The 22342-nt window shown below is 71.2% G+C and carries 18 protein-coding genes and 1 pseudogene; 12 read left to right on the top strand and 7 right to left on the bottom strand.

Annotated elements, in window-relative coordinates; all coding sequences use genetic code 11:
- Window positions 1-12 precede the first annotated feature (12 nt).
- From LXT23_RS19805 to LXT23_RS19790, 4 genes are read left to right on the top strand one after another with little or no spacing between them, the layout of a single operon-like run.
- Window positions 13-1002 (top strand): hypothetical protein, encoded by a 990-nt coding sequence (locus tag LXT23_RS19805; protein ID WP_253981767.1) that lies wholly within the window; start codon window positions 13-15, stop codon window positions 1000-1002.
- Window positions 999-1388, top strand: a complete 390-nt coding sequence (locus LXT23_RS19800) for a hypothetical protein (RefSeq protein WP_253981766.1) — start codon at window positions 999-1001, stop codon at window positions 1386-1388. Before LXT23_RS19805 ends, LXT23_RS19800 begins: the two co-directional genes overlap by 4 nt.
- Window positions 1385-1618, top strand: coding sequence for a hypothetical protein (locus tag LXT23_RS19795; protein WP_253981765.1), 234 nt, complete (start codon window positions 1385-1387; stop codon window positions 1616-1618). Before LXT23_RS19800 ends, LXT23_RS19795 begins: the two co-directional genes overlap by 4 nt.
- Complete coding sequence (locus LXT23_RS19790; protein WP_253981764.1) at window positions 1615-3861, top strand: hypothetical protein; 2247 nt, start codon at window positions 1615-1617, stop codon at window positions 3859-3861. Before LXT23_RS19795 ends, LXT23_RS19790 begins: the two co-directional genes overlap by 4 nt.
- Before the next feature lie 2 nt (window positions 3862-3863).
- Here LXT23_RS19790 and LXT23_RS19785 read toward each other — a convergent pair whose 3' ends face one another.
- The 4 genes from LXT23_RS19785 to LXT23_RS19770 all read right to left on the bottom strand — a co-directional run bounded on the left by LXT23_RS19785 (window position 3864) and on the right by LXT23_RS19770 (window position 7943).
- Window positions 3864-4256 carry a VOC family protein gene (locus LXT23_RS19785; protein ID WP_253981763.1) on the bottom strand — a complete coding sequence of 131 codons (393 nt, stop codon included), beginning with the start codon at window positions 4254-4256 and terminating at the stop codon, window positions 3864-3866.
- A 42-nt stretch (window positions 4257-4298) separates the two neighbouring features.
- Window positions 4299-5408, bottom strand: a complete 1110-nt coding sequence (locus LXT23_RS19780) for a type IV pilus twitching motility protein PilT (RefSeq protein WP_253981762.1) — start codon at window positions 5406-5408, stop codon at window positions 4299-4301.
- Between the two features lies 1 nt (window position 5409).
- On the bottom strand, window positions 5410-7089 hold the full coding sequence (locus LXT23_RS19775) for a type IV pilus twitching motility protein PilT (RefSeq protein ID WP_253981761.1): 1680 nt from the start codon (window positions 7087-7089) through the stop codon (window positions 5410-5412).
- Between the two features lie 317 nt (window positions 7090-7406).
- The gene (locus LXT23_RS19770; RefSeq protein WP_253981760.1) at window positions 7407-7943 is read right to left on the bottom strand and encodes a GNAT family N-acetyltransferase; all 537 of its coding nucleotides are present in this window, start codon (window positions 7941-7943) and stop codon (window positions 7407-7409) included.
- 287 nt (window positions 7944-8230) lie between these two features.
- On the opposite strand from LXT23_RS19770, the gene LXT23_RS19765 reads away from it, so the two are divergent.
- Together LXT23_RS19765 and LXT23_RS19760 are read left to right on the top strand one after the other, a co-directional pair.
- Window positions 8231-8959: a GTP-binding protein gene (locus LXT23_RS19765; protein WP_253981759.1), complete on the top strand. Its 729-nt coding sequence runs from the start codon at window positions 8231-8233 to the stop codon at window positions 8957-8959.
- Window positions 8956-10443 (top strand): ATP-binding protein, encoded by a 1488-nt coding sequence (locus LXT23_RS19760; RefSeq protein WP_253981758.1) that lies wholly within the window; start codon window positions 8956-8958, stop codon window positions 10441-10443. Before LXT23_RS19765 ends, LXT23_RS19760 begins: the two co-directional genes overlap by 4 nt.
- A 51-nt stretch (window positions 10444-10494) precedes the next feature.
- Here the strand turns inward: LXT23_RS19760 and LXT23_RS50130 are convergent.
- Window positions 10495-10887: pseudogene (locus LXT23_RS50130) on the bottom strand (HYR domain-containing protein); the annotation flags it as partial.
- 386 nt (window positions 10888-11273) lie between these two features.
- On the opposite strand from LXT23_RS50130, the gene LXT23_RS19755 reads away from it, so the two are divergent.
- From LXT23_RS19755 to LXT23_RS19745, 3 genes are all read left to right on the top strand, one after another.
- Window positions 11274-11861: an NYN domain-containing protein gene (locus LXT23_RS19755; RefSeq protein WP_253981757.1), complete on the top strand. Its 588-nt coding sequence runs from the start codon at window positions 11274-11276 to the stop codon at window positions 11859-11861.
- Between the two features lie 21 nt (window positions 11862-11882).
- On the top strand, window positions 11883-12386 hold the full coding sequence (locus tag LXT23_RS19750; protein ID WP_253981756.1) for a DUF4240 domain-containing protein: 504 nt from the start codon (window positions 11883-11885) through the stop codon (window positions 12384-12386).
- A 105-nt stretch (window positions 12387-12491) separates the two neighbouring features.
- Window positions 12492-14453, top strand: coding sequence for a YfbK domain-containing protein (locus LXT23_RS19745; RefSeq protein WP_253981755.1), 1962 nt, complete (start codon window positions 12492-12494; stop codon window positions 14451-14453).
- A gap of 10 nt (window positions 14454-14463) precedes the next feature.
- Here LXT23_RS19745 and LXT23_RS50125 read toward each other — a convergent pair whose 3' ends face one another.
- The gene (locus LXT23_RS50125; protein ID WP_267146699.1) at window positions 14464-16914 is read right to left on the bottom strand and encodes a tetratricopeptide repeat protein; all 2451 of its coding nucleotides are present in this window, start codon (window positions 16912-16914) and stop codon (window positions 14464-14466) included.
- 167 nt (window positions 16915-17081) lie between these two features.
- Here LXT23_RS50125 and LXT23_RS19735 point away from each other — a divergent pair, with 167 nt between their 5' ends.
- Genes LXT23_RS19735 through LXT23_RS19725 form a run of 3 tightly spaced genes read left to right on the top strand, consistent with a single transcriptional unit; the run spans window position 17082 to window position 20630 of the window.
- Window positions 17082-17849: a hypothetical protein gene (locus tag LXT23_RS19735; protein WP_253981754.1), complete on the top strand. Its 768-nt coding sequence runs from the start codon at window positions 17082-17084 to the stop codon at window positions 17847-17849.
- Window positions 17831-18532 (top strand): carboxypeptidase regulatory-like domain-containing protein, encoded by a 702-nt coding sequence (locus LXT23_RS19730; RefSeq protein WP_253981753.1) that lies wholly within the window; start codon window positions 17831-17833, stop codon window positions 18530-18532. Before LXT23_RS19735 ends, LXT23_RS19730 begins: the two co-directional genes overlap by 19 nt.
- Before the next feature lie 40 nt (window positions 18533-18572).
- A complete protein-coding gene (locus LXT23_RS19725) occupies window positions 18573-20630 on the top strand; it encodes an adenylate/guanylate cyclase domain-containing protein (RefSeq protein ID WP_253981752.1) in 2058 nt (685 codons plus the stop codon).
- 35 nt (window positions 20631-20665) lie between these two features.
- Here the strand turns inward: LXT23_RS19725 and LXT23_RS19720 are convergent, their stop codons facing one another.
- Window positions 20666-22159, bottom strand: a complete 1494-nt coding sequence (locus tag LXT23_RS19720) for an ELWxxDGT repeat protein (protein ID WP_253981751.1) — start codon at window positions 22157-22159, stop codon at window positions 20666-20668.
- Window positions 22160-22342: the final 183 nt, after the last annotated feature.

Below are 22342 nucleotides of genomic sequence, written 5' to 3'. Positions count from 1 at the left end.
GAGGGACAGCGCATGACGCAGGACATCTTCGGGCTCACGGATGTGGACTACCGTGAGAACCCCTACCGGACGCTGCGCGACTTCGCCTGGAAGCGGATTGGCGACCAGGTGCGTGGCATCGCCATCGGCTGTCCCCGGCAGGTGCAGCTGGGCACGCAGGGGGAGCTGCCCCTGCTGGCCTACCACAGCGACTCCCTGAAGGAGCTGAAGCGCGCGCCGTTCGACCACGCCGTCGTAGTGGGCGTGGAGCTGGAGCACGGGCTGCTGCGGGCCGCGCTGGCGGAGCCGGACGAGTCCGCGGGCCCGCCGAGTGAGGGCGAGCCGCAGCCGGGCTTCGCGGGCATGGAGCACCTCATCGACCTGCGCACGACGCTCGGGCTGCACTGGGCGCCGGGGACGTGGCGGGTGGTGGTGCTGCTGAGGGAGCGCTGCTCCAACCTCGTGACGGTGCGGCTGGAGCGCGACGAGCGCGCCTTCGTGGACCCGGAGGTGGAGCGGTACCAGGCCCTGCAGCGCCTGCCCTGGAAGGCGCTGTCGCCCCTGCCGCTGCCGGGCGCCCCGTGGGCCCGCCTCGGCCCCACGGAGGGCTCGCCCCCCGTCCCCGAGGCGCCGGGCCTGGAGCTGCGCGCCGCCGAGCGCGTGGTGCCGCTGCGCCCGGGGGCCACCGCGCCGCTGCGGGTGGCCTTCCGGCTGCCGGTGTCCCGCGAGGGCATTCCCCGGGGCGGGCTGGAGGTTGCCGGGCTGGACCGGACGGCGCGGGCCTTCGCGCCCGTGTGGCTCGTGCTGCTGGGCAGCCAGACGCCCGGGCCCGTGGTGCTGCCGCTCCACGTGCCCAGCTTCGAGCCCGCGGAAGGGCCCGAGGGCGTGGGGTTCGCCGAGGTGGACCTGCTGGGGATTGCCGCGCTCGCGTCCCGGCCGCAGACCTGGTTCTGCTACGCCTTCTCCGGCGAGTGGATGGCCGGCCCCGCGGTGGTCGCCTTCGTGGACGGGGAGGGGACGTGAGCGACTCGCGGCCCGTGATGATGATTCGAGAGGCCCAGCTCCGGACGCTCGGCCAGTCCACCGTGGACACGTTCAGCTCGCGGCTCGCCGTCCACCTGCGCCGGTTCTTCCCGGACCGCTGCGACGCGCTCGGCGAGGCGCTGCCGGGCTTCATCGCCCACGGCGTGGCGCGGGCGCGGCACCATGGGCTGAGGTCCGAGCGGGAGGTCTGCCGGTACGCCGGGCTGATGTGCGTGCTCGGGCGCGACTTCGACACGGCGCCGGGCCTGGAGTGGGCCCGCGAGCTGCTGGAGCTGGAGCACCTGGCGCCGGCCCTCCGGCTCGACGTGCTGACCCGAGAAACCCAGGAGTGGCTGCGGGCCGCCCCGTCCGGAGGGGCGCCATGAGCACGGGCAACGACAGCGGGGCCACCCGGCAGGAGGAGTCGCAGGCGCTGGCGGCCTCCAGCGCCGCGGCGCAGACGGGGTTCTCGGACCGGGAGGTAGGGGGCGCGGTGCTGCCCTGCGAGGCCGGGCTCCGCTTCCGGGTGGAGGTGGAGGCCGAGCCGCCGCCCGTCCTGGTGCTGACGTCGGAGGTGCTTCCTCCCGCGCCTCCCCCCGGAGAGGGACAGCCATGAGCTACGTGGACATCCTCGAGGGCTCCCTCCTGGCCCCGCGGGCCGTCCTCGAGCTGGGGTACTGGGACACGCGCGAGGCGACCTTCACCTATGTCTTCCGTCCTCCTCCGGGCGCCCTGGGCGCCACCGTGGCGGGGCTGAGCCTGCCGGACCAGGCGGGGACGTTCAGCGGAAGCGTCGTGACCTGCGCCGGCCCTCGCTGTCCCGCCGTCCCGCTGGGGCTGCCGTACTACGTGATGTACTTCGCCGTCACCTTCAAGCAGCAGTTCATCGTGTCGGACGTCGAGTACCGCGTCTGGCCCGCACGCCTCGACGTGGAGCTGGTTCCCTACGACGAGAACAACCAGGTCGTGGCCAACGAGGAGATTCCGTTCGAGGTGGTGTGGAAGAAGCCTCCGGACGGCCTCACGGCGGACGGGGGCGTGCTGAGCCAGAAGACGAGCGCCGTCGACAACAAGCGGCAGGTCGCGCTCACCCAGGCGAAGCCGGTGGAGCTCCGCTTCGCGAAGCCCTACGTCTTCAAGCAGTGGGACACGGGCACCGCGACGGTGGGCAGCGTCCGCAAGGCGCGCATCCAGACGACCTTCACCGCGGGCTTCCTCGGGCCGCTGGCCGACGCGAAGATTCAGCAGGTCATCAACCGCGCCAGCGGCGCCAAGGGCCGGGACGGCAAGGGCCGGGTCATCACCTTCGTGGTGGGCGGCAAGGGGGATGGGGCCCGGGCGCCGCTCAACAAGATTGCCCTCGAAGGCGCGGACATCTTCATCACCTGTACCTTCTCCCGGAAGTCGAAGCGCTCCGACGAGCTGCCCGAGCTGAAGGGCGTACAGGACCTGGTGAGCACGGATGGAGGCAAGGTGCAGACGGGGCGCGTCACCGTCGGTGCCGACAAGGAGGCGAGCTTCCAGGTGGACCTGGGCATCGCCGGGGGCGAGACGTGCAAGGTGGAGGTGGGCGCGCGGAAGGGGACGGTGACGGACACGCTGGACTTCGAGACGTGGCGGGAGGTGGAGTACGAGCTGCTGCAGCCGACGGCGGACGGAGACGACCGGCTCACCGACTTCACCGTCCTCAAGTCGAAGACCGTCCTGGGCCTGAAGGACGAGACACTCCTGGCCACCACCACGTGTCTGGACGACGTGTTCATCAAGCTCGTCAAGCGGCGCGAGGAGTTCGTGCGCAAGACGGACCTGAGCCATGGCGGGGCCGCCAACGTCCTGGACGGGGCGGTGTTCGAGAAGACCGCTGGCACGAAGGTCTTCGTGCTGAGCACGGGCCAGCAGGCGACGCTGCTGAACGCGCTGATGCAGCACCGTGACGGCCGCACGATGAGCATCCTGTTGAGTGACTACCTCGTCATTCCCAGGCAGTGGGACCAGAGCTTCCTGGCGGTGGAAGCGCCGGGGGAGCATGCCGTCATGGCGACGCGGGTCGCGCTCGAGCTCACGCTCGACGACAGCGTGGGCGGCGTGGGCGCCGGGGTGTTCTGCATCCAGAGGCTCGCGTGGAAGGCCACCCAGTGCAGGACCCTGGCTGACGATGGCGATGACGGCTTCCCGGGCTTCTGGGAGGACATCACCGACGCGGAGGACCCCGGCGGCGTGTTGAGGACGGGGGCCGAGTACACGACGGAGGCGGCCATCCGCGCGCACGTGGAGCTGGTCCACTACCAGAAGCTCCGGTTCAAGGCGCCCACCGGGGACCCGTCCTACCTGGGGGTCCGCCTGCCCGTGGTCGACGGGTGCTTCAGGTCCGGGGCTCGTGAGTTCCAGCTCAGCTTCCAGCTCCAGGGGGTCTGCCTGCAGCCCGCGCGGGGCTCGGCGCTGCGGGGGGACACGGGGCTCAGCACGGTCCTGGGCGCGACCCATGCGAACGCCCTGGCGCGGGCCCTCACGCACGAGCTGGGACACAACATGGGGCAGGCCTATGGCGGAAAGACGCTGGACGCGACCCTGGGGCGCACGGCGCCCATTCCGGGCATCCCCTTCCCGAAGGGGGTGCCGGACGGAGACGTCTACACGGAGAAGTCACACCAGGGGCTGCACTGCGCGAACGGGCTCACGAAGAAGGCTTCGCTGAGCTACGACGCCGCCACGTATCCCGAGGTCGAGCTGGAGCACACCTGCGTCATGTTCGGCGCAGGGGCGGCGAACAGCGCCAAGGTCTACACGTTCTGCGAGGGCTGCAAGGAGCGCATCCTCGCGGAGAACCTGAGCGACATCCGCCTCAACTGGCGGCTCTGAGCTCAGGCCTTCTTCGACTCGAACAGGGCGGACACCGCGCCGGACGGGTCCTCGATGACGCAGTAGCGGCCCATGCCTCCGTCGCGAATCTGGCCGCGCACCTTGCCGCCCATCGCGGTGACGCGCTCCAGGCTGCGGTCCAGGTCCTCCACGGTGATGTACACCAGCCACGCGGCCGGCAGGTCCGCGTTGGGGCCCCGCGCGTGGCACACGCCCGCCGCGGGCGCTTCACTGCCGGGCGGAATCATCAGGAAGTCCTCGTACCCGCCCATGTCCAGGCCCACGCCCTTCCAGCCCACCACGTCCCGGTAGAAGTCCTTCACCGCCACGGCGTCCTTCACCGTGAGGTCCATCCAGCCCACGGTGCCCACTGCCGGCTTCGACTGCTCGCTCATGCGCTCGCCCCTTTCGGCGGCGCACTCTAGCCGCGCGGGCCCTCAGAGCGACTTCAGCGACTCCGGGACTTCCCACTCGGGCTTGAGGCGGGAGATGACCTTGGCCAGGTTCTCCTTGTCCTGCGCCTTCTCCAGCGCGGCCTCGGGCGTAATCACCCCGTCCTTCACCAGCCGCTCCAGGTGCATGTCCAGCGTCTGCATGCCCTGGCCCTGGCCGGCCTGCATCTTGGACGCAATCTGGAAGACCTTGCCCTCGCGAATCATGGACGCAATGGCGCTGCTGCCCACCAGGATTTCCAGCGCCGCCACGCGGCCCTTGCCGTCCGCCGTCTTGATGAGCTGCTGGGCGACGATGCCCGCGAGGCTCTCCGCCAGCATGCCTCGCACCTGCGCCTGCTCGTCCGCGGGGAAGGCGTTGATGATGCGGTCGATGGTGGCCGGCGCGCTGTTGGTGTGCACCGTGGCGAACACCAGCACGCCGAAGCTGGCCAGTTGCAGCGCCAGCTTCATCGTCTCGTTGGTGCGAAGCTCGCCGATGAGGATGACGTTCGGGTCCTCGCGGCCCGCCGAGCGGATGGCCGTGGCGAAGCTGGACGCGTGCGGCCCCACCTCGCGGTGCGTCACCTGCGCCTTCTGGGACTCGTGGACGAACTCCACCGGGTCTTCAATCGTCAGCACGTGCGCGGGGCGCGTCTGGTTGATGTAGTTGATCATCCCCGCCAGCGTGGTGGACTTGCCGCTGCCGGTGGGGCCCGTCACCAGCACCAGCCCGCTGCGCCGGTCCGCCAGCTTGCGCACGACTTCGGGCGTCTTCAAATCCTCCAGCGACAGCACCTTGCTGGGGATGGTGCGGAAGACGGCCGCCAGGCCCGTCAGCTTGTTGAAGTAGTTGGCGCGGAAGCGGGCCTTGGTGCCGTAGCCGTAGGCGAAGTCCAGGTCCAGCTCCTCGACAATCTGCCGCTGCTGCTCGGGGTTGATGAGCTCGAAGAGCAGCGCCTCCATCTCCTGCTGGGTGAGGAGCTCCTCGCGCAGGGGCTTCAGCTCGCCGCGGATGCGGCCCAGGGGCGGGTAGCCCACGCCCAGGTGCAGGTCGCTGCCCTTCTGCTCCAGCAGCGCGTCGAAGAGGGTGGCGATACGAGGGGAGGTGTTCATCTCAGGAGCCCTTCCTGCCCATCAGCGAGCCCATCTTGCTCAAGAGCCGCGCGCTGTCTTGCGACGTCTCCGGGGCCGCCACCGTGTTGCCGGCCCGCTTGCCCGTCACCACGGCCTCCAGCTCGTCCGGGTTGTCCACGAAGGCCTTGGCCACCTCCAGCTTCACCTTGCCCGCGCGCACCAGGTCCGCGAGCGAGTCCTCGAAGCGGACGATGCCCAGGCTCTTGCCGCGCTGCTGGAGGGAGGGAATCTGGTACGTCTTGTTGTCGCGGATGAGGTTGCCCAGGGCCACCGAGCCGGGGAGCACCTCCGCCGCGGCCACCATGCCCTTGCCGTCCGCGCTCGCCATCAGCCGCTGGCTGACGATGAGGCGCAGGCCGCTGGACAGGGACAGGCGCACCTGCTGCTGGTCCGCGGGCGGGAAGAGGTCGATGAGCCGGTCGATGGTCTTCGCCGCGCTCGGCGTGTTCATGGTGCTGATGAGCAGGTGGCCCGTCTCGCTGGCCGCCAGCGCCATGCGCACCGTCTCCGTGTCGCGCAGCTCACCCACGACGATGACGTCCGGGTCCTCGCGGAGGCTGCCCTTGAGCGCGCTGGCGAACGTCTTCGTGTGCGAGCCCACCTCGCGCTGGCTGATGAGGGCCTTCTTGCGCGGGTGGACGAACTCCACCGGGTCCTCCACCGTGAGCACGTGGTGCGTCGTCTCGCGGTTGATGATGTCCACCAGCGCCGCCAGCGTGCTCGTCTTGCCGTGGCCGGACGGGCCGGTGATGACGATGAGGCCCTGGTGGTGGTGCACCGCCTTGGCGATGTCCGCGGGCAGGCCCAGCGACTCCAGCGTGGGCACCTCGCGGGAAATCACGCGGAAGGTGCCCTTGTAGCCCGTGCGCTGCCGGCCCACGTTGACGCGGAAGCGCCCCATCTCCGGCGAGTCCAGCGAGAAGTCGCAGCTGCCGTCCTTGTCCAGCACCGCGCGCAGCCGCTCGGGCACCACCGGCAGCAGCAGCTGCTCCACCCGGGCCGCGTCCAGCACCGAGCCCTGGGGCACCAGGTCCCCCGCGAGGCGGAAGAGGACGGGGCGCTCCGAGATGATGTGCACGTCGCTGGCCCGCATGCTCCGGGCCTCCTCGAGCAGCGCGGCCAGCACGTGCGACGCGGAACCCGACGACCGCTGCGCGGCGGAAGCACGGGCCTGGGGCGCGGGCTCGGGCGCACGCGCCGGTGCCGGAGCAGGAGCAGGAGCCGCCGGTGCCGGAGCAGGGCGGGCGACGGGCGCGGCGGGCGCGGGTGCTGGAGGCGCGGGGGCTCGCGCGGCGGGCGAGGGAGCCGGCGCGGCGGCCTGCGGTGCGGCGGGAGCCGGCGCCTGGGCGGGCTGCGCGGCATCGGCGCGGGTGAGCCGCAGGTGGAGCAGGTCTCCGCGGCGCATGGCGGCGATGGAGAGCGCCCCCAGGCCGTTGGCGTTGACGGACCACTGCACCGGGGTGTCCGTGACGGTGGAGGCCCGGGCCAGGCCCACCATGGCCTGGAGCGCCCGGGTGACGTCGTCCGTCGTCACGGCGGCGGGGTCCACCGGCTCGTAGCCGTTGCTCCCGCGGATCATCGGTGGGCGGCCCGTCGCCAGGGTCAGCTCCGTGACTCCGGGGCGCGACAGGTGCCGCAACAGCTCTGCGAGGGGTTTCATGCGGGGTCGGTCCAGACCGCGATGCGCGCGGGGCGCTGGGGGACCGCAGGATAGTCGACAATGGGAGGGACATGGCAGGCCCGGACCCAGCGCCAAGGCGCCCGCACGCAGCGTCCGGGCAGGGGCCCGTCCTGGCGGTGGCTGCCGGCTTCCGGGGGCCGGACGCACGGCACCCTGTCCCGCCAGGGCCTGGAGGCCCGAAGCGGGGATGGCTCGGCTTCGTGGGGAAGTGAAGCGCGCTCCGGGGCCGGCAGGCGGGCCCGCTCGGAGCGGGGGGCGGGAGGAGCGACCTCCCGCCCGGGAGTACAGCGGGGCGGCTACAGCTCGCGGGACATCAGGAGCCGGAGCTTGCCGGACTTCTTGGAGACCACCGTGGCCACGGTGGTGAAGCCTTCCTTGCGGTAGAAACTCACCGCCGCCGAGTTGGACGGGTCCACCCGGAGGGCAATGGTCTTCCGGTACATGTCCCGGGCCGCCTTGAGCGCCTGCTCCAGCAGGACCTTGCCCAGGCCCTTGCGGCGCAGCTCGGGCTTCACCACGATGTTGCGCAGGTACGCCGCGCCCGGCACCGGGCCGTCCCGCTCCACCGTCACATAGCCCACCAGCTGGCTCTGCAGCTTCGCCACATGCACGTAGGGCTTGAGCTGCGTGAGGGCCTTGAGGCTGTCCTCCTGCGTCTCTCCCCGGCTCTTCCAGGGCTCGGAGCCGGCGCGCAGGGCCGCCACCGACGTCATGTCCTCGTCGGTGGGCAGGGTGAACTTCACCGCCGTCATCAGGTCGTTGGGCAGGCCCGCCACATCCAGCACCGGCGCTGGGGCCTTGTCCATACCCGGGTCCACCTGCTTCATCGTCATCGCCTTGCTCCTCCGTCGCGCTGCGATCCTAACCGCTCCCCCGGCACCCGTGCACGCGGTGATTCCGCGCACATTGTCCTCTCAAGTGAGGAGACTGCCTTCCCCGCTTGTGAGGGCCGGACCCGACCAAACCCCCCATGCTCCCAGCCCATTCCACGGATGAGCCCCGCTTCCACGCCCGGAAGCCGACCGGCCTTCCGCGCCGGGCCTCTTCCCACTATAAAAACCGGAGTCGTGCGCGAGGCGCCATACTTCGCGCCTCGAACCGGCCAGCCCGAGTCCCCTCCTTGCAACTCAACCACGCCCAGCGCGAGCTCACGCTCAAGATCGTCTACTACGGGCCCGGGCTGAGCGGGAAGACGACGAACCTGCGCCATCTCCACGCCCGGGCCTCCGCGGAAGTGCGCGGTCGCCTGCTCACCGTGGAGACCCACGATGACCGCACCCTCTTCTTCGACCTGCTGCCCGTGTTCTTCTCCACGTCGACGGGCTTCAAGGTGAAGGTGAAGCTCTTCACCGTCCCCGGCCAGGTCATCCACAATGCAACGCGCCGCATCGTGCTCCAGGGCGCCGACGCGGTGGCCTTCATCGCCGACAGCCGGCGGGGCGCCACCGCGGACAACAACGCCTACTGGCGCAACCTCCAGGAGAACATGAAGGAGAACGGCCTGGATGTGGACCAGGTGCCCGTGGTCATCCAGTTCAACAAGCGGGATTTGCCGGACGCCCGGACGGACGCGGAGATTGAAGCGGCCCGGCGGCGGGGCGGCGAGGCGGTGGTGGGGGCGGTGGCGCTCAAGGGCGAGGGGGTGCTGGAGACCTTCCACGCGGTGGCGCAGGCGGCCTACCGGCGGCTGGACGCGCGTGCCCACCTGGCGCGCAACCTGGGGCTGACGGAGGAGGAGTTCCTGGGACAGATATTCCGGCGGATGGACGTCACCGGCACGGCGCTGGAGGCCCGGTACGGACCGGCGGCCGGCGGTGGCGAGCGCAGTGGCAGTGGGGGCGTGAGATGAGCGGGCCCGCGGACCTTTCCCGGCGCGAGTCGGTGCTCCAGCGGCGGCTGATGCTCGCGGACATGCTGGATTTACCCTCCTTCACGGAGGTGGTGAGGAGCTTCAGCGAGCTGTACCGGGTGGGCATCCGGGTGCTGGACGCGCGCGGCGCGAAGCTGGCGGACGTGAAGGTGGGGCACGGCGAGTTCTGCGCCTACGTCTTCAACTTCCCGGACGGGCGCTCGCGCTGCACGGCCACGGTGGCCCGGGTGAAGGACGGCCCGGTGGCGCCGGTGCACGGCGCGCGCCCCGCGCAGGGCGACGGCGCGGACGAGGCGGGGCTCATCGCGCTGCCGTGCTTCACCGGCCTGCGCTACCTGGTGATGCCGGTGCGCTGGGAGGGAGACCTGCTGGGCCGGGTCATCCTGGGGCCCTTCACGCCCGAGGAGCTGAAGGACTTCCCGGCCTCGCTGACGGACATCTCCGGCGTGGACCTGGAGCGGGCGCACGAACTGGTGAGCCGGGTGCGGCGCGCGCCCGAGCGCACGGCGGCGCAGGTGCTGGTGCACTTCGGCCAGGTGCTGGCCGCGCTGGTGGCCAGCGGGCAGCGCGCGTACCTGGCCACGCAGCTCCACATCGAGGCGATGCTGGAGACGCACCGGGATTTGGAGGCGCACAACACCCGGCTGGCCCAGGCCAACATCCGGCTGAAGGAGCTGGACCGGCTGAAGTCCACCTTCCTGGGCACGGTGAGCCACGAGCTGCGCACGCCGCTGGCGTCCATCATCGGCTACTCGGAGATGCTGGCCGAGGGCCTGGCCGGGGCGCTCAACCCGGAGCAGCTGCTCTACGTCCGCACGATTGTGGAGAAGGGCGAGTCGCTGCTCAACCTCATCTCGTCCATCCTGGACCTGAGCCAGATTGAGGCCGGCCGGCTGCGGCTGGTGGTGGCCCCGGTGGACCTGGGCGGCGTCATCCAGACGGCCGTCTCCAGCGTGGCGCCGCAGGCCCACCGCAAGGGCGTGGAGCTGGAGGTGCGGCTGCCGCCCCCGCCGCAGCCCCGGCTGACGGGAGACGCGGACAAGCTGCGGCAGGTGGTGGTCAACCTGCTGGCCAACGCGGTGAAGTTCACCCAGTCCGGAGGCCGGGTGTCCGTGGTGATGTCGGAGGCGGGCGCGCAGACGGAGGTGAGCGCGCAGGGCTACCGCATCAGCGTGGAGGACACCGGCGTGGGCATCCGCAGGGACCAGTTCGAGCGCATCTTCCAGAGCTTCTACCAGGTGGACGGCAGCTCCACCCGCGAGCACGGCGGCGCGGGGCTGGGGCTGGCGATTGTAAAGAGCCTGGTGGAGGGCCACGGCGGCCGCGTGTCCGTGGAGAGCGAGTTCGGCCGGGGCTCGCGCTTCACGGTGGTGCTGCCGCTGCACCCGCCCATGCCGGACCACGGGCTGCTCACCGCGCCGCCGCCCATGCCGGAGTCGCCCCCGGGGCAGGACCGGTTCTGACGCGGGCGGAGCGTGGAAGGAACGTTCCTTCCACGTCCGTGCGCTCGGGCGTCAGGCCTGGGGCGCGGCCCGCCTGCGCCGCGCGGCGAGCCAGGCACCGAGCACCAGCGGCAGCCACGGGGCGCCCACGCTGGTGGCGCCACAGCCGCAGCCGCTGGTGTCCGGCTCGTCAGGACGTCCCGTGCCGGCGTCGGCCTGCGTGCCGGCGTCCATCGTCCCGGCGTCCATCGTCCCGGCGTCCTCCGAGGTGCCGGCGTCCGTCGTTCCCGCGTCGGTGGTGCCCGCATCTTCCGGCGTGCCCGCGTCCTCGGCCGTGCCGGCATCCGTCCCGGCGTCCGTCGGCGACGTGGACGGGCGCACTGCTACGGTGAAGCCACACGTCGTCGTGTTGCCGGACGCGTCGGTGGCCGTCACGGTGACAGCCGTCTCTCCCAGGGGGAAGCGCGAGCAGGGTGAGCGCGGCGAGGGACAGCAGGCAGAGAGGCCGTGGGGTCAAAGCAGGGGGCTCCTGAGCACCGCGGAGTTGGAGAACGACTTGCGATGTGACCGGGCCCGGCCTGCCCGGTCATCAGGGGTGCCGCATCGTTGCCTCGTCGTATCCGCGAGCTGGGATGTCGGAGTCGAGCGACGAGGAGTGACGCCAGGCGCCGCGCTGGAAATCGGGGAGGAACATCACCAGGGCGCCAGGTGCCGCAAAAGCAATACGTGGGCGGCACGAAAACCTGAATCCGCGCATGGAGATTTCTTCCCGGCGACAGGGAAGTCGGGCTTTCAAGCGGGGAATTTCACGGAGTCTCCCCGGACACCCCGGTGCCGCATATGTTCCGCCCATGCTCTCCGGACGCCCCCCCGCAGCCTCCTACGTACTCATCGACGCCGAGAACATCGACTGGGCCGTGTCCAACGTGGTGGGACGCAAGCCCGAGTCCCAGGACCGCGTGCAGTTCGACCGGCTGGTGTCCTTCTGCGAGACGAACTTCCCGGCCCCCGTGCGCTGCGTGGTGGTGCTCAACGCGCGCGGCGAGCAGCTGCCGGACGTGATGATTGGCTTCGTGAGGGCGCTGAAGTCCGCCGGCTGCGAGGTGGCGCTCCTGTACGGGCGGCCGGAGCAGAAGGTGGTGGACCTGGGCATCCTCAAGCTGCTGGAGAACATCCGCACCCAGCGGCCCGGCGCGGCGGTGGTGCTCGCCAGCCACGACGGGGCGGACTTCGCCGAGGCCCTCAAGCCGATGCTGGCGGAGAAGCGCCAGGTGGCCGTGCTCGGCCTGCGCGAGTACGTCAGCCAGCGCTTCCGTGAGCTGGTGCCCTCGGGGCTGAAGATTCTGGACCTGGAGCTGAACGCCCGCGTGTTCAACCGGCCCCTGCCGCGCATGCTGCCCGTCAACGTGGACGAGTTCGACCCGGGGATGTTCCTGTAGGCGCAGGGAGAGGAGGCTCGCGTGAACGAGCAGCGGTTCTGGCAGCTCATCGATGCGTCGCGCGTGGCCGCGGGGGGCGCGCGCGACATGGCCTCCGCACAGGAGCAGGCGGAGCACCTGGAGGAGCTGCTCACACGCGAGACGCCCGCCGACCTCATCGACTTCGAGCGGATGTTCGCCGAGCGGATGGCCCGCTCCTACGACTGGGGCCTCTGGGGCGCGGCGTACGTGCTCAACGGCGGGTGCAGCGACGACGGCTTCGACTACTTCCGCGCCTGGCTCATCGGCCAGGGCAAGGCGGTGTTCGAGGCCGTGCTCGCGGCCCCGGACTCGCTGGTGGACTACGTGGAGGACGAGGTCGAGGGCGAGGACCTGCTGTACGCCGCGGGCCGGGCCTACGAGGAGCAGACCGGCGACGAGCTTCCGTCGGTGACGGTGGACCTGTCCGACGAGCCCACCGGCGAGGAGTGGGAGGAGGAGGACCTGCCGGAGCGCTTCCCGCGCCTGTCGGAGAAGTTCGGGTAGCGCCGCTCCGTGCTGAAACGATGATGAAGCGCGGAGCCCGCCGTGCGGCTGGGACGGCGTGACTTCGGGAGCATGGGCCCATTCCGACGACGGAGGCCCTTGCCGATGAAGCCCACGCTTCGCAGCGCGCTGCTGTGGTTCCTCTTCCTGCTCTCTTCGCCCGCCCTGGCGGATGACGGCTTCGGCGTCCTCATGGGCGTGGTGATGGACGCCCAGGACCGGTACGTCGTCGAGGACGTCGTCGTCACCGCCACCTCGCCCAGCCTCATGGGCGAGTCGACCGTCGTCACCGACGCCGACGGCTTCTACTGGCTGCCGCAGCTCCCTCCGGGCATCTACACCCTCCGCTTCGAGAAGGAGGGGTACAAGCCCTATGTGTTTCCGACCATCGTCGTGAGGCTCAACCAGACCTACCGGATGAACGTGGCGCTGCTCCCGGAGAGTCTGGGGCAGGTCGTCGAAATCGTGGGCGGCTCCGAGAGCATACCCCTGAGACCCCGGCGGCGCCCCGACAGCTCCAGGAACTCCAGCTACACCCCGACTCCGCCGCCGAGCCCGTACCCGCTCTCCGAGATGAACACCCACGCCGGGAGCGGCAGGACGGTGGCGCCGCCCGCGTCGGGCTCCACCGACAAGGCCTTCCTGGAGATGTACTTCCAGGGCTACGGCGTGAATCCCACCGTGGAGACGGAGGAGGAGCGCTTCTCCACCTTCTCGGTGGACGTGGACACGGCGTCCTACTCGCTGGCGCGCGGCTACCTGGAGCGCGGCGCGCTCCCGGACGAGCGCGCGGTGCGCGTGGAGGAGTTCATCAACACGTTCGACTACGGCTACGAGAGCGGCCCGGACGTGCCCTTCGCCGTCCACGTGGAGGGCTTCCCGTCCCCCAGCCGCCCCGGCTACCAGGTGCTCCACGTGGGCCTGAAGGCCCGTGAGATTCCCGCCGCCCAGCGCAAGCCGGCGCACCTCGTCTTCACCATCGACATCTCCGGCTCCATGCGCGACGCCGGCAAGCTCGACATGGTGAAGCAGGCCCTGCGGCTGCTGGTGGAGGCACTCGACGCACGGGACCGCGTGTCCATCGTCGCCTATGGCAGCTCGGCCCGGCAGGTGCTGGGGCCCACGAGCGTGCTCCAGCGCGACGTGCTGCTGGGCGCCATCGACGGGCTCCAGGTGGATGGCGCCACCAACGCCCAGGCGGGGCTGGACCTCGCCTACGCGCTCGCCTCGGCCCACCTGCTGGAGGGCGGCATCAACCGCGTCATCCTCTGCTCGGATGGCGTGGCCAACAACGGCATCACCGACGCGGATGGCATCTGGGCGCGTGTGAAGAGTCACGCGGCCCGGGGCATCACCCTGTCCACCGTGGGCTTCGGCATGGGCCACTACAACGACGTGCTGATGGAGCGGCTGTCCCACGTGGGCGAGGGCAACTACGCCTACGTGGACCGGCTGGCCGAGGCGCACCGCATCTTCGTGCAGAACCTCACCGGCACGCTGCAGGTCGTCGCCAAGGACGTGAAGGTGCAGCTGGAGTTCGACCCGCGCGCCGTCGCCCGCTACCGGCTGGTGGGCTACGAGAACCGCATCCTCGGCAAGGAGCAGTTCCGGGATGACGCGGTGGACGCGGGTGAGGTGGGCTCCGGCCACACCGTCACCGCCATCTACGAGGTGAAGCTGCGCGGCGCCCCGGTGGACCCGTTCGCCACCCTGCGCCTGCGCTACAAGGCGCCGGAGGGTGGCAGCTCCCGCGAGGTGGTGAAGGGCCTGCCCGCGCACGTCCTGCGCCCGTCCTGGGCCAGCGCCTCGTCGCCCACGCGCCTGTCCTACGTGGCCGCCGCCTTCGCGGAGAAGCTGCGCGCGTCGTACTGGCTGCGCCCGCTCTCCTGGGCGCAGCTCGGTGCGCTCCATGAGGGGGTGGGCGCGCCGCTCGGCAGCCAGCCCGAGGTGGTGGAGCTGGGCGCGCTCATCCGCAAGGCGGCCGCGCTGGACTCGCGCACGGACCGCTTCGAGGCGGTGGCCCCGGTGCGGCAGATGGACTCCGACCGGGTGCCGCGCCTCGAGTAGGCAGCGGGCCTCACGCCTTCCCCGGGAAGAGCTCCGCGCGGACGTCCGGCACGCGCAGGCTGACGTGGCCCCAGGCCTTCAAGGCGTCAGACCTGCGCAACGGCTCCAGCTCCGGGTAGCGAAGCAGCCACCTCCACGTGCTCGCGGAGAAGGGGCCCTCGGGGTCTCCGAGCGCGCACGTGAGGTGGAAGGTGGCGCGCCGCGCCTCACGCACCCGGTCCGAGTCCTCGTCCCTCATGCGCAGCGCGTGGAAGCAGGCGAGGTTGAAGTGCGTGTTCCCCATCCAGTGGCCCCGGATGCGCATGGCGTGCCTGGCCTCGAAGTCCACCCGCCACGCCCGGAAGCGGCACCCGCCGCGGCGCACGTTCCACCCGAAGGGTGGAGGCCTCGGCAGGTAGGCGTCCCGGAGCCGCTGCAGCCGCTGCAGTTCGACATTCAGCCGCGCGGCCTTGATGGAGAGATAGAGGCCTCGGAGCCGGCGGGGCGGCCACAGCACCGTCTTCCAGAACAGCCGGCGCTCCGACGTATTCTTGAGGCACCAGAGCGGAAGCCACCAGCGCGCCGCGCGCTCCAACTGCTTCGTACAGCGCAGCGCCATGTCGAGCAGCACGTCCTGCAGCGCGCCCAGGCTCCCCTCGATGAGCGGGTCCGGCTCGCGGGAGAGGGTGGCCTTCAGCGCGCGCGGCCAGCCATGGCCGGCCATGGCGCGCCACCGCCGTCCCCGGCATTGCAGGGTGGGCCTGCGCAGGCGCCGCGCCTTCACTCCCGAGAGCGCCACCCCCAGGCGCGCCCAGGGATTCAGCTCACCGGCTTGGGACGGCTTCCAGTCGTCCAGCCCCGGGCCCCACTCCCGCACCGAGCGGCAGACCGAGGCCAGCCGGTACTTCGCCACCAGCAGGTGCCGGTGCCGGGTGATGAGCTCCAGGTAGATTTCGATGGCACCGACGTAGTCGTTCGCCGCCTCCAGCGCCTCGGCGAGCTGGAGCCAGGTGAGGGCCGTTCCCGGGCTGAGCTGCGCGGCCTGCTTCAGGTGGCTCACCGCCTGCTCCGCCACCGCTGCCTTGCCCGCGTCCTCGCGCATGCGAAGGACGCCTTCGTGGTACTCGCGCAGCGCCGTGCCGGAGTTCACCCCCACGAGCGCATCCTCCTCCCGCCAGTACGCCCACTCCGGGAGCTTGCCGCACTCCTCCATGGCCCGCTCCACCGCGAAGTACGCCGCATCCTCCACGGCGTGCTCCACCTGGGTGTTGCTCCAGAAGGTGCGCGCCAGCAGCGTCTGCCGCGAGTACACGTCCACCATGTGGACCCGGATGCCGAACTTCACGGGAGGCCCCTGCTGGCCCTCGGCGCTGTCGATGATGGTGCCGGAGATCTCCATCCCCGCGGGGGGATGGACGACGCGCATCACGAGGGCGGCCACCCGGGTGAGCCAGTGCTGGTCCTTGATGGACTGCTGCTCCACGAAGTCCTGCCAGTAGATGAGGCTGCCTCCGGGGAGCGGCGCGGGCGTGTGGGGCGTGTTGCGGTGGAGGCACTCGCGCATGAGCAGCTCGAGGTCGGGCCGGCGCTTGCCTCCGGCGTCCTCGATGCCCTGGACCTTGATGGGGAGCAGGGCCTGGCGCAGGTTGATGCGGTCCAGCCAGCCGTAGCCCAGCAGCAGCCCCACCCCCAGGAGGATGAGGGTGACGAGGTCCGGATGGGCGCCCTCCCGGTGCAGCACGGGCTCGAAGAACCGCTCCGCGCCGCGCTGGAGGACGACGGCGTCCACGCTCCGCTCCAGCGGGCTGGGATTCAGGGCGAACACGTCACCCGTGGCCGTCCCTGGCACACACGACGCGGCGAGCGCGGCGGGGACGTACGGCGCGAAGGGAACCGACGCATCCGTGGCGATGCAGGCCACCATCGCTGGCTGGGGGATGCGGAGCATCGGCGGAACGAGGGCTCCCCCCGCGCTCTGGCGCTCCGGGACGCCCCAGCCAGCCACCTGCCCTGACGGGGCCGGCTCGCCGTGGAGTGCGACCCCCAGGAAGGTGCCGAGCAGCAGCCCCGCCGACAGGAGGTGGAAGTTGCGGCGCGAGAAGTGGTGGGCCGCGAGGGTCAGCAGCGCGCCGAGGACCAGGAGCGTGGGGAACCAGGGCCACAGCCAGTCGAGCGGCCCGAGCACCGCTCCGAGGCTCCCTCGGGTCAGCTCCTTCCAGAGCGCGTCGTGGTGGCTCCAGAGCCAGTCGATGCCCAGGACGAGGGCGGTGAAGCCCGTCACCAGCAGGAACAGCAACACGAGCCCCACCAGCGCGTGGGGATAGAGGCCGCTGCCCAGCCGGGGAAACGCCGCCACCAGCAGGTGCCACGCGCCCCAGAGCAGGAAGCCGACTCCGAGCACCCAGACGAGCGCTTCAGGCCCCCAGGCCGGCATCCTCAGGCCGTGGAGCCACGACAGCACTTCCTGGAGTGACTGCGACACGAGCCTCCCCCCACGCGCCCGGATGCAGGCTGTCCCCGCGAAGGCTTGGCATCACTCCGGGGCGGGACAACCACCCGTCCGGTGGCGTGGCCTGGGACCGCCTGCCTCCCGGGCTCTGTGATAGTCACTCGCGCAGGCGCCCCTGGAGCCGGGGGGTGGGAGGCAGAATGCGAGCAGCCCGCTGGGCGGCGGTGGTGACATGTGTGGTGGCGCTGGCGTGGGCCGCGCCCGCGCAGGCCGGACGCCGCCCCTTCATCTGGACGTACGACACCGACATCGTTCCCAAGGGGGACGTCGAGCTGGAGCAGTGGCTGTGGGCCCGCAGCCGCGCGCCCGCGTTCCCCGAGCGGCCCTCCGTGTACTGGATATGGTGGGGCCCCGTCATCGGCCTGAGCCAGCACCTGGAGCTCGCGCTTCCCTTCCAGGTGCGCGCCAACCGCACCGTCACGGAGCTGGAGTCCTTCGAGGCCGACTTCCGCTACCGGCTCTTCCCCCGGGGCGATGACCGCGCCTTCCAGCCGCTCGTGCGCGTGGCGTGGCACCAGGCCATCCGCTCGGCCAACCCGTCGCGCGTGGACGTGGACCTCGTCGGCTCGTACGAGCTGGAGAGCGGCCTGCGCCTGGCGCTCGACCTGGGCGCGCAGGTGGGCATCCCCGCGCTGCGCGGGGGCGAGGCGCCGGTCCGCATCCTCGGGACGTACTCCGCCGGCGTGTCCTATCCCGTCATCCCGGACGAGCTGCGGCTGTCGCTCGAGTCCTTCGGCGAGCTCGACCTGAAGGACGCGGGGCAGGAGCCGCACCTGTTCGTCGGCCCGAGCGTGGCCTGGACGTTCGGCCGCACGTGGGTGACGGTCGGCACCCTGGTCGGCGTCACCGCCGTGGCACCCGAAACCCCGCGCTTCATGCCGAGGCTCATATGGGCAGTCGCTCTGTGAAGACGTTCCTCGTGGCGCTCCTGCTGGCCGCGCCGCTCGCCTGGGCCCAGACGGGCAGCGTCCAGGGCGAGGTGGAGATTTTCGTCGTGGGCGCGGACGGGAAGGAGCAGCCGAAGGCGGACCGCTCCGGCGTCGTCGTCTACCTCACCGGCTACACGGAGGAGCCTCCCGCCGAGGTGGCCGTGATGAGCCAGGCCCAGAAGACGTTCATGCCGGGCGTGCTGCCCATCGTCGCCGGGCAGAAGGTGGAGTTCCTCAACAAGGACGTGGTGCTGCACAACGTCTTCTCGCGCTCGGTGGCGCGCAAGTTCGACGCGGGCAAGAACCGGCCGGGCGAGAAGTACGTGGAGACGTTCAAGAAGACGGGCATCATCGACGTCTACTGCGACATCCACGAGCAGATGGTCGCCACGCTGGTGGTGGTGCCCAACCGCGCCTTCGCCGTCACTGGCAAGGACGGGCGCTTCACGCTCAGCGGCGTGCGCCCCGGGCGCCATCCCATCTTCGCGGTGCACCGGCGGGACGAGAAGAGCGACATCGCCCGCGCCGAGGTCGTCGTGGAGGCGGGCCGCACCAGCACGGCGCGGTTGAAGCTCGTGGAGACGCGCACCGACGACACCCACCTGGACAAGCGCGGCAAGAAGTACACCCCCCGTCCCGACTACATCGAGAAGGACCGCTGAACCCGCCGCGGCCCCGCGCGGGATAGCCTCCTGACCACCCGTGACGCTCACCCGGAAGCTCATCCTCGCCTTCATGGCGCTCGCCGGCGCGGCGCTCGTCACCGCGCTGCTGCTCACCAACCTCGCCGTCAAGGCGGCGGCGGAGGAGAGGATTGCCAGCGACCTGGAGCGGACGCTGGAGGGCTTCCATGAGTTCGCCCGCGTCAGCCAGGTGAGCATCCGCGACGTGGCCGGGGCCCGCACGCTGGACCGTTCCTTCAAGGAGATGTCCCTGTCCGCCAACTCCGCGGACGCCGAGGCGGGCCTGGGCGACGAGAGTTCGGAGCTGGAGGCCCTCAAGAGCGCCCGCGACGTCATCGTGTCCGCGGACACCGAGGCCTTCGGCCGGGTCCAGGATGGAACCGTGTCCTGGGCCTTCTTCAATGCCAGGGGCCGGCTCGTCTACACCCACGCCTCGCCGAAGCGGGTGAGTGAGGGGCCGCTCGACTTTTCCCTGCTCGACTTTCCCCTGCTCGACTTTCCCCTGCTCGCCGCCGCGCTGCGCGGAGGTTCCACCTCCGCGCTCTGGTCTCCCGCGCAGCTCCGTGCGCTGCCCTTCGCCTTCGTTCCCACCGACGAACTCCGGGAAGGGGACCTGCTGCTCGTCCACGCGCAGCCCGCCTACAGCTCGGGGCGGGAGGACAAGGACAAGGTGAAGGTGGGCGTGGTGCTGTCCGGCCAGTGGGTGGGGGACGTGCTGCTGGGAGATCCGACGGCGCTCCAGGCTCCGGGGCCCCAGATGGCGGACACCCGCCCCCGCTTCGCCGTGCGCGCGGAGGACGGGGCCCTGGCCTCGCAGCTGCCCGTGGGCACGCTCCTCGACGGCGTGCAGCCCGGGCAGGCCCGCGACCTGTACGTCGAGGGCACTCGCTACCTGGTGCGCAGCGGGGAGCTGAAGGGCGTCCATGGTGCCCCCATCGGCCAGGTGTTCGTGCTGCGCGACTTCGACGCGGAGATCAACCCCATCCTGAATCGCTTCCAGCGCTGGCTCATCCCCACCGCCGTAGGCGTGGCGCTGCTCGCGCTGGCTGCGGCCATCTTCATGGCTCGCAGCATGGCCGCGCCGCTCGTCCAGCTGGAGGAGGCGGCGGGCCGCGTGCGCCTGGGTGACCTCACCGTCGAGGTCCCCGTGCGCGGCTCGGACGAGGTGGGCCGCGTGGCGCAGGCCTTCAACGAGATGGTCAGCGGCCTGCGCCAGAGAGACCAGATAAAGGGCCTCTTCAAGCGCTACCTCGCGCCCCAGGTGGTGGACGAGCTCATCAAGCACCCGGAGAAGGCCGCGCCGGGCGGCGAGCGGAAGATGCTCACGGTGCTCTTCAGCGACCTGGTGGGCTTCACCTCCATGAGCGAGCAGATGAGCCCGGAGGAGCTCGTCGCCCTCCTCAACACCTACTTCGAGCAGGCCACCGGGGTGCTGACGACGCACGGCGCGACGCTCGACAAGTTCATCGGCGACGCCATCATGTGCTTCTGGAACGCGCCCCTCCCGCAGGAGGACCACGCGGCTCGCGCGTGCCTCACCGCGCTGGGGCTGGTGGAGGTGGTGGACCGGCTCTCCCCCGTGTTCGAGGCGAAGGGGCTGCCCCGGCTGGACTGCCGCATCGGCATCAACACGGGGCAGGGCGTGGCCGGCAACATCGGCTCCAGCGCCGCGCAGGACTACACCGTCATCGGCGACACGGTGAACCTCGCCTCGCGCCTGGAGGGCGCCGCGAAGGTGTACGGCACCCGCACCCTGGTGGCCGAGGAGACCTTGAACGCCGCGAAGGGCGTGGTGCTGGCGCGCGAGCTGGACCTGCTGCGCGTGAAGGGCAAGCAGCAGCCCGTGCGCGTCTTCGAGCTGGTGGGCGTGGCGGGCACGCCGCCTCCGCCGCACCTGGCTCGCTTCGCACAAGGGCTCGCCCTCTACCGGGCCCGGCGCTTCACCGAGGCCCGGGCCGCCTTCCTGGCGTCTCCCGAGGACGAGCCCTCCCGCCGGTTCGCCGCCCGGTGCGAGGCCCTGCTCGCGGCGCCTCCCGCCGAGGACTGGGACGGCGTCCTCAGCCTCGACAGCAAGTAGGGCCGTCTCCGAGCGCTTCCGAGCCTCTCCGAGCCTCACGGACTGGACAGCAGTGGCACCGTCCAGAGCTGGCCGGCCTCCGTGTCGTCGAAGGCGCTGAAGAACACCTGGCCGCCCACGCGCTCGAACTCGCGCGGAATGGAGTTCCGCACGCCCAGCGCCACGTCCTTCAGGGTGCGCGTGCCGGCCACGGTGCCGTCCGTCACCCAGGGCTCGAAGCCCGTGGTGTCGTCATACGAGGCGAAGAAGACGAGGCCGGAGTCGGCGGCGACGATGGGCGAGCCGTACTCGTCGGAGCGGCTCAGCGGTCTGCGCAGCAGCCGCGTGCCGGCCTTCGTGCCATCCGTCACCCACAGCTGCGTGTCACGCGGCACGGGGCCCGAGCTGCCGATGGCCAGCTCGAAGTAGAGGCGGCCCCCCGCGGCGGTGAAGGTGGAGATGTACGGCCAGGCGTCCTGCTGGGCCGCGTACGGGTTGGGCAGCGTGGCGACGTGCTCCTTGCCGCCCACGCCGTCCAGCCGCAGCCGGAAGAGGGCGGCCCGCTGCGTCACCCCGTCGGTCAGCGAGACGTAGAGGTGGTTGCCCAGCGCCGTCAGCATCCGCGGGGAGCGGCCATCCGCGGCGAACAGGTACAGGCGCACCGTGCCGGCGCGGGTGCCGTTCGTCTTCCACACCGAGATGGCACCGTCCGGCTCGGGGATGCTGAAGAACGCCAGCGGGCCCGCGCTGTTCACGTCCTGGAAGCCGTAGCCCGCGGGCGTGCCGGGGAAGGAGCGCAGCTGCTGCGTGCCCGCGGCGGTGCCGTCCGTCCTCCACACCGTCGTGCCGCCGGAGGCGCCGGTGACGATGAAGACGAGCACGTCTCCCGCCCGCCCCGTCTGCCAGGCCACGGAGCTCCCCGCCCCCAGGTCGAGCAGCCGCACCGTGCCCGCCGCGGTGCCGTCGCTGCGCCACAGCTCGGCGCGCTCCGGCGCGGAGCCGGTGGCCAGCACCGTGCGGAAGAAGGTCAGCGTGCTCCCGAGGCCCGTGAGGCCCGAGAGGTTCGAGTGCTCTGGCCCGGGCGTGAGGTCCGCCACCCGCTGCGTCCCGCCCGGGGTGCCGTCGCTCACCCACAGCTCGCTGCCGTGAGCGGACTCGCCGGCGGTGAAGAAGAGGCGCTCCCCCGCGGGCGTGAGCTGGGCCACCCGGAAGCCGGAGGAAGGCGTCTCCACCGGCCAGGTCTTCACCGCGAAGGTGCCCGCCTCGGTGCCGTCGCTCGTCCACAGCGCGCGGGCGCCGTCCTCGAAGTTGGCCGCGAAGGCGAGCCGGCCGCGGAACTCCACCAGGGACTCGGGCGCTTCCGCGAAGAGCGCGCTCCCCCACTGCGACGGCGGGAAGATGACCTCCACCCGGCGCGGTGTTCCCGGCGTGGTCAGGGCGGCCTCGTGCACCGCCGTCGCGACCTCCGACGAGAGTTCCTCCTCTGGAAGCGCTCCCCCGCACCCCGAGGCCAGCAAGCCCACCAACACCCCTCGGCACCATCCACGCATCGACTACCTCCCCGTCCAGTTGCCTCCGGCGACGGTAGGGAGCGAGGGTCAGCGCGGCCACCGCTTCACCCACCCGTGACACCGGGTTGCGTGTGCTGTCGGACGAAGGGGCGCTTCCTCTTGCTCCATGAGTGGGAATGGGAGGCGCCACAGCGTGAAATTCCTTTGCATCAGCAGGCGGGA

This window comes from Pyxidicoccus xibeiensis (genome assembly GCF_024198175.1).
In the GTDB taxonomy this organism is placed as follows: Bacteria; Myxococcota; Myxococcia; order Myxococcales; family Myxococcaceae; genus Myxococcus; species Myxococcus xibeiensis.
This window is presented reverse-complemented; position numbering and strand designations above follow the sequence as displayed.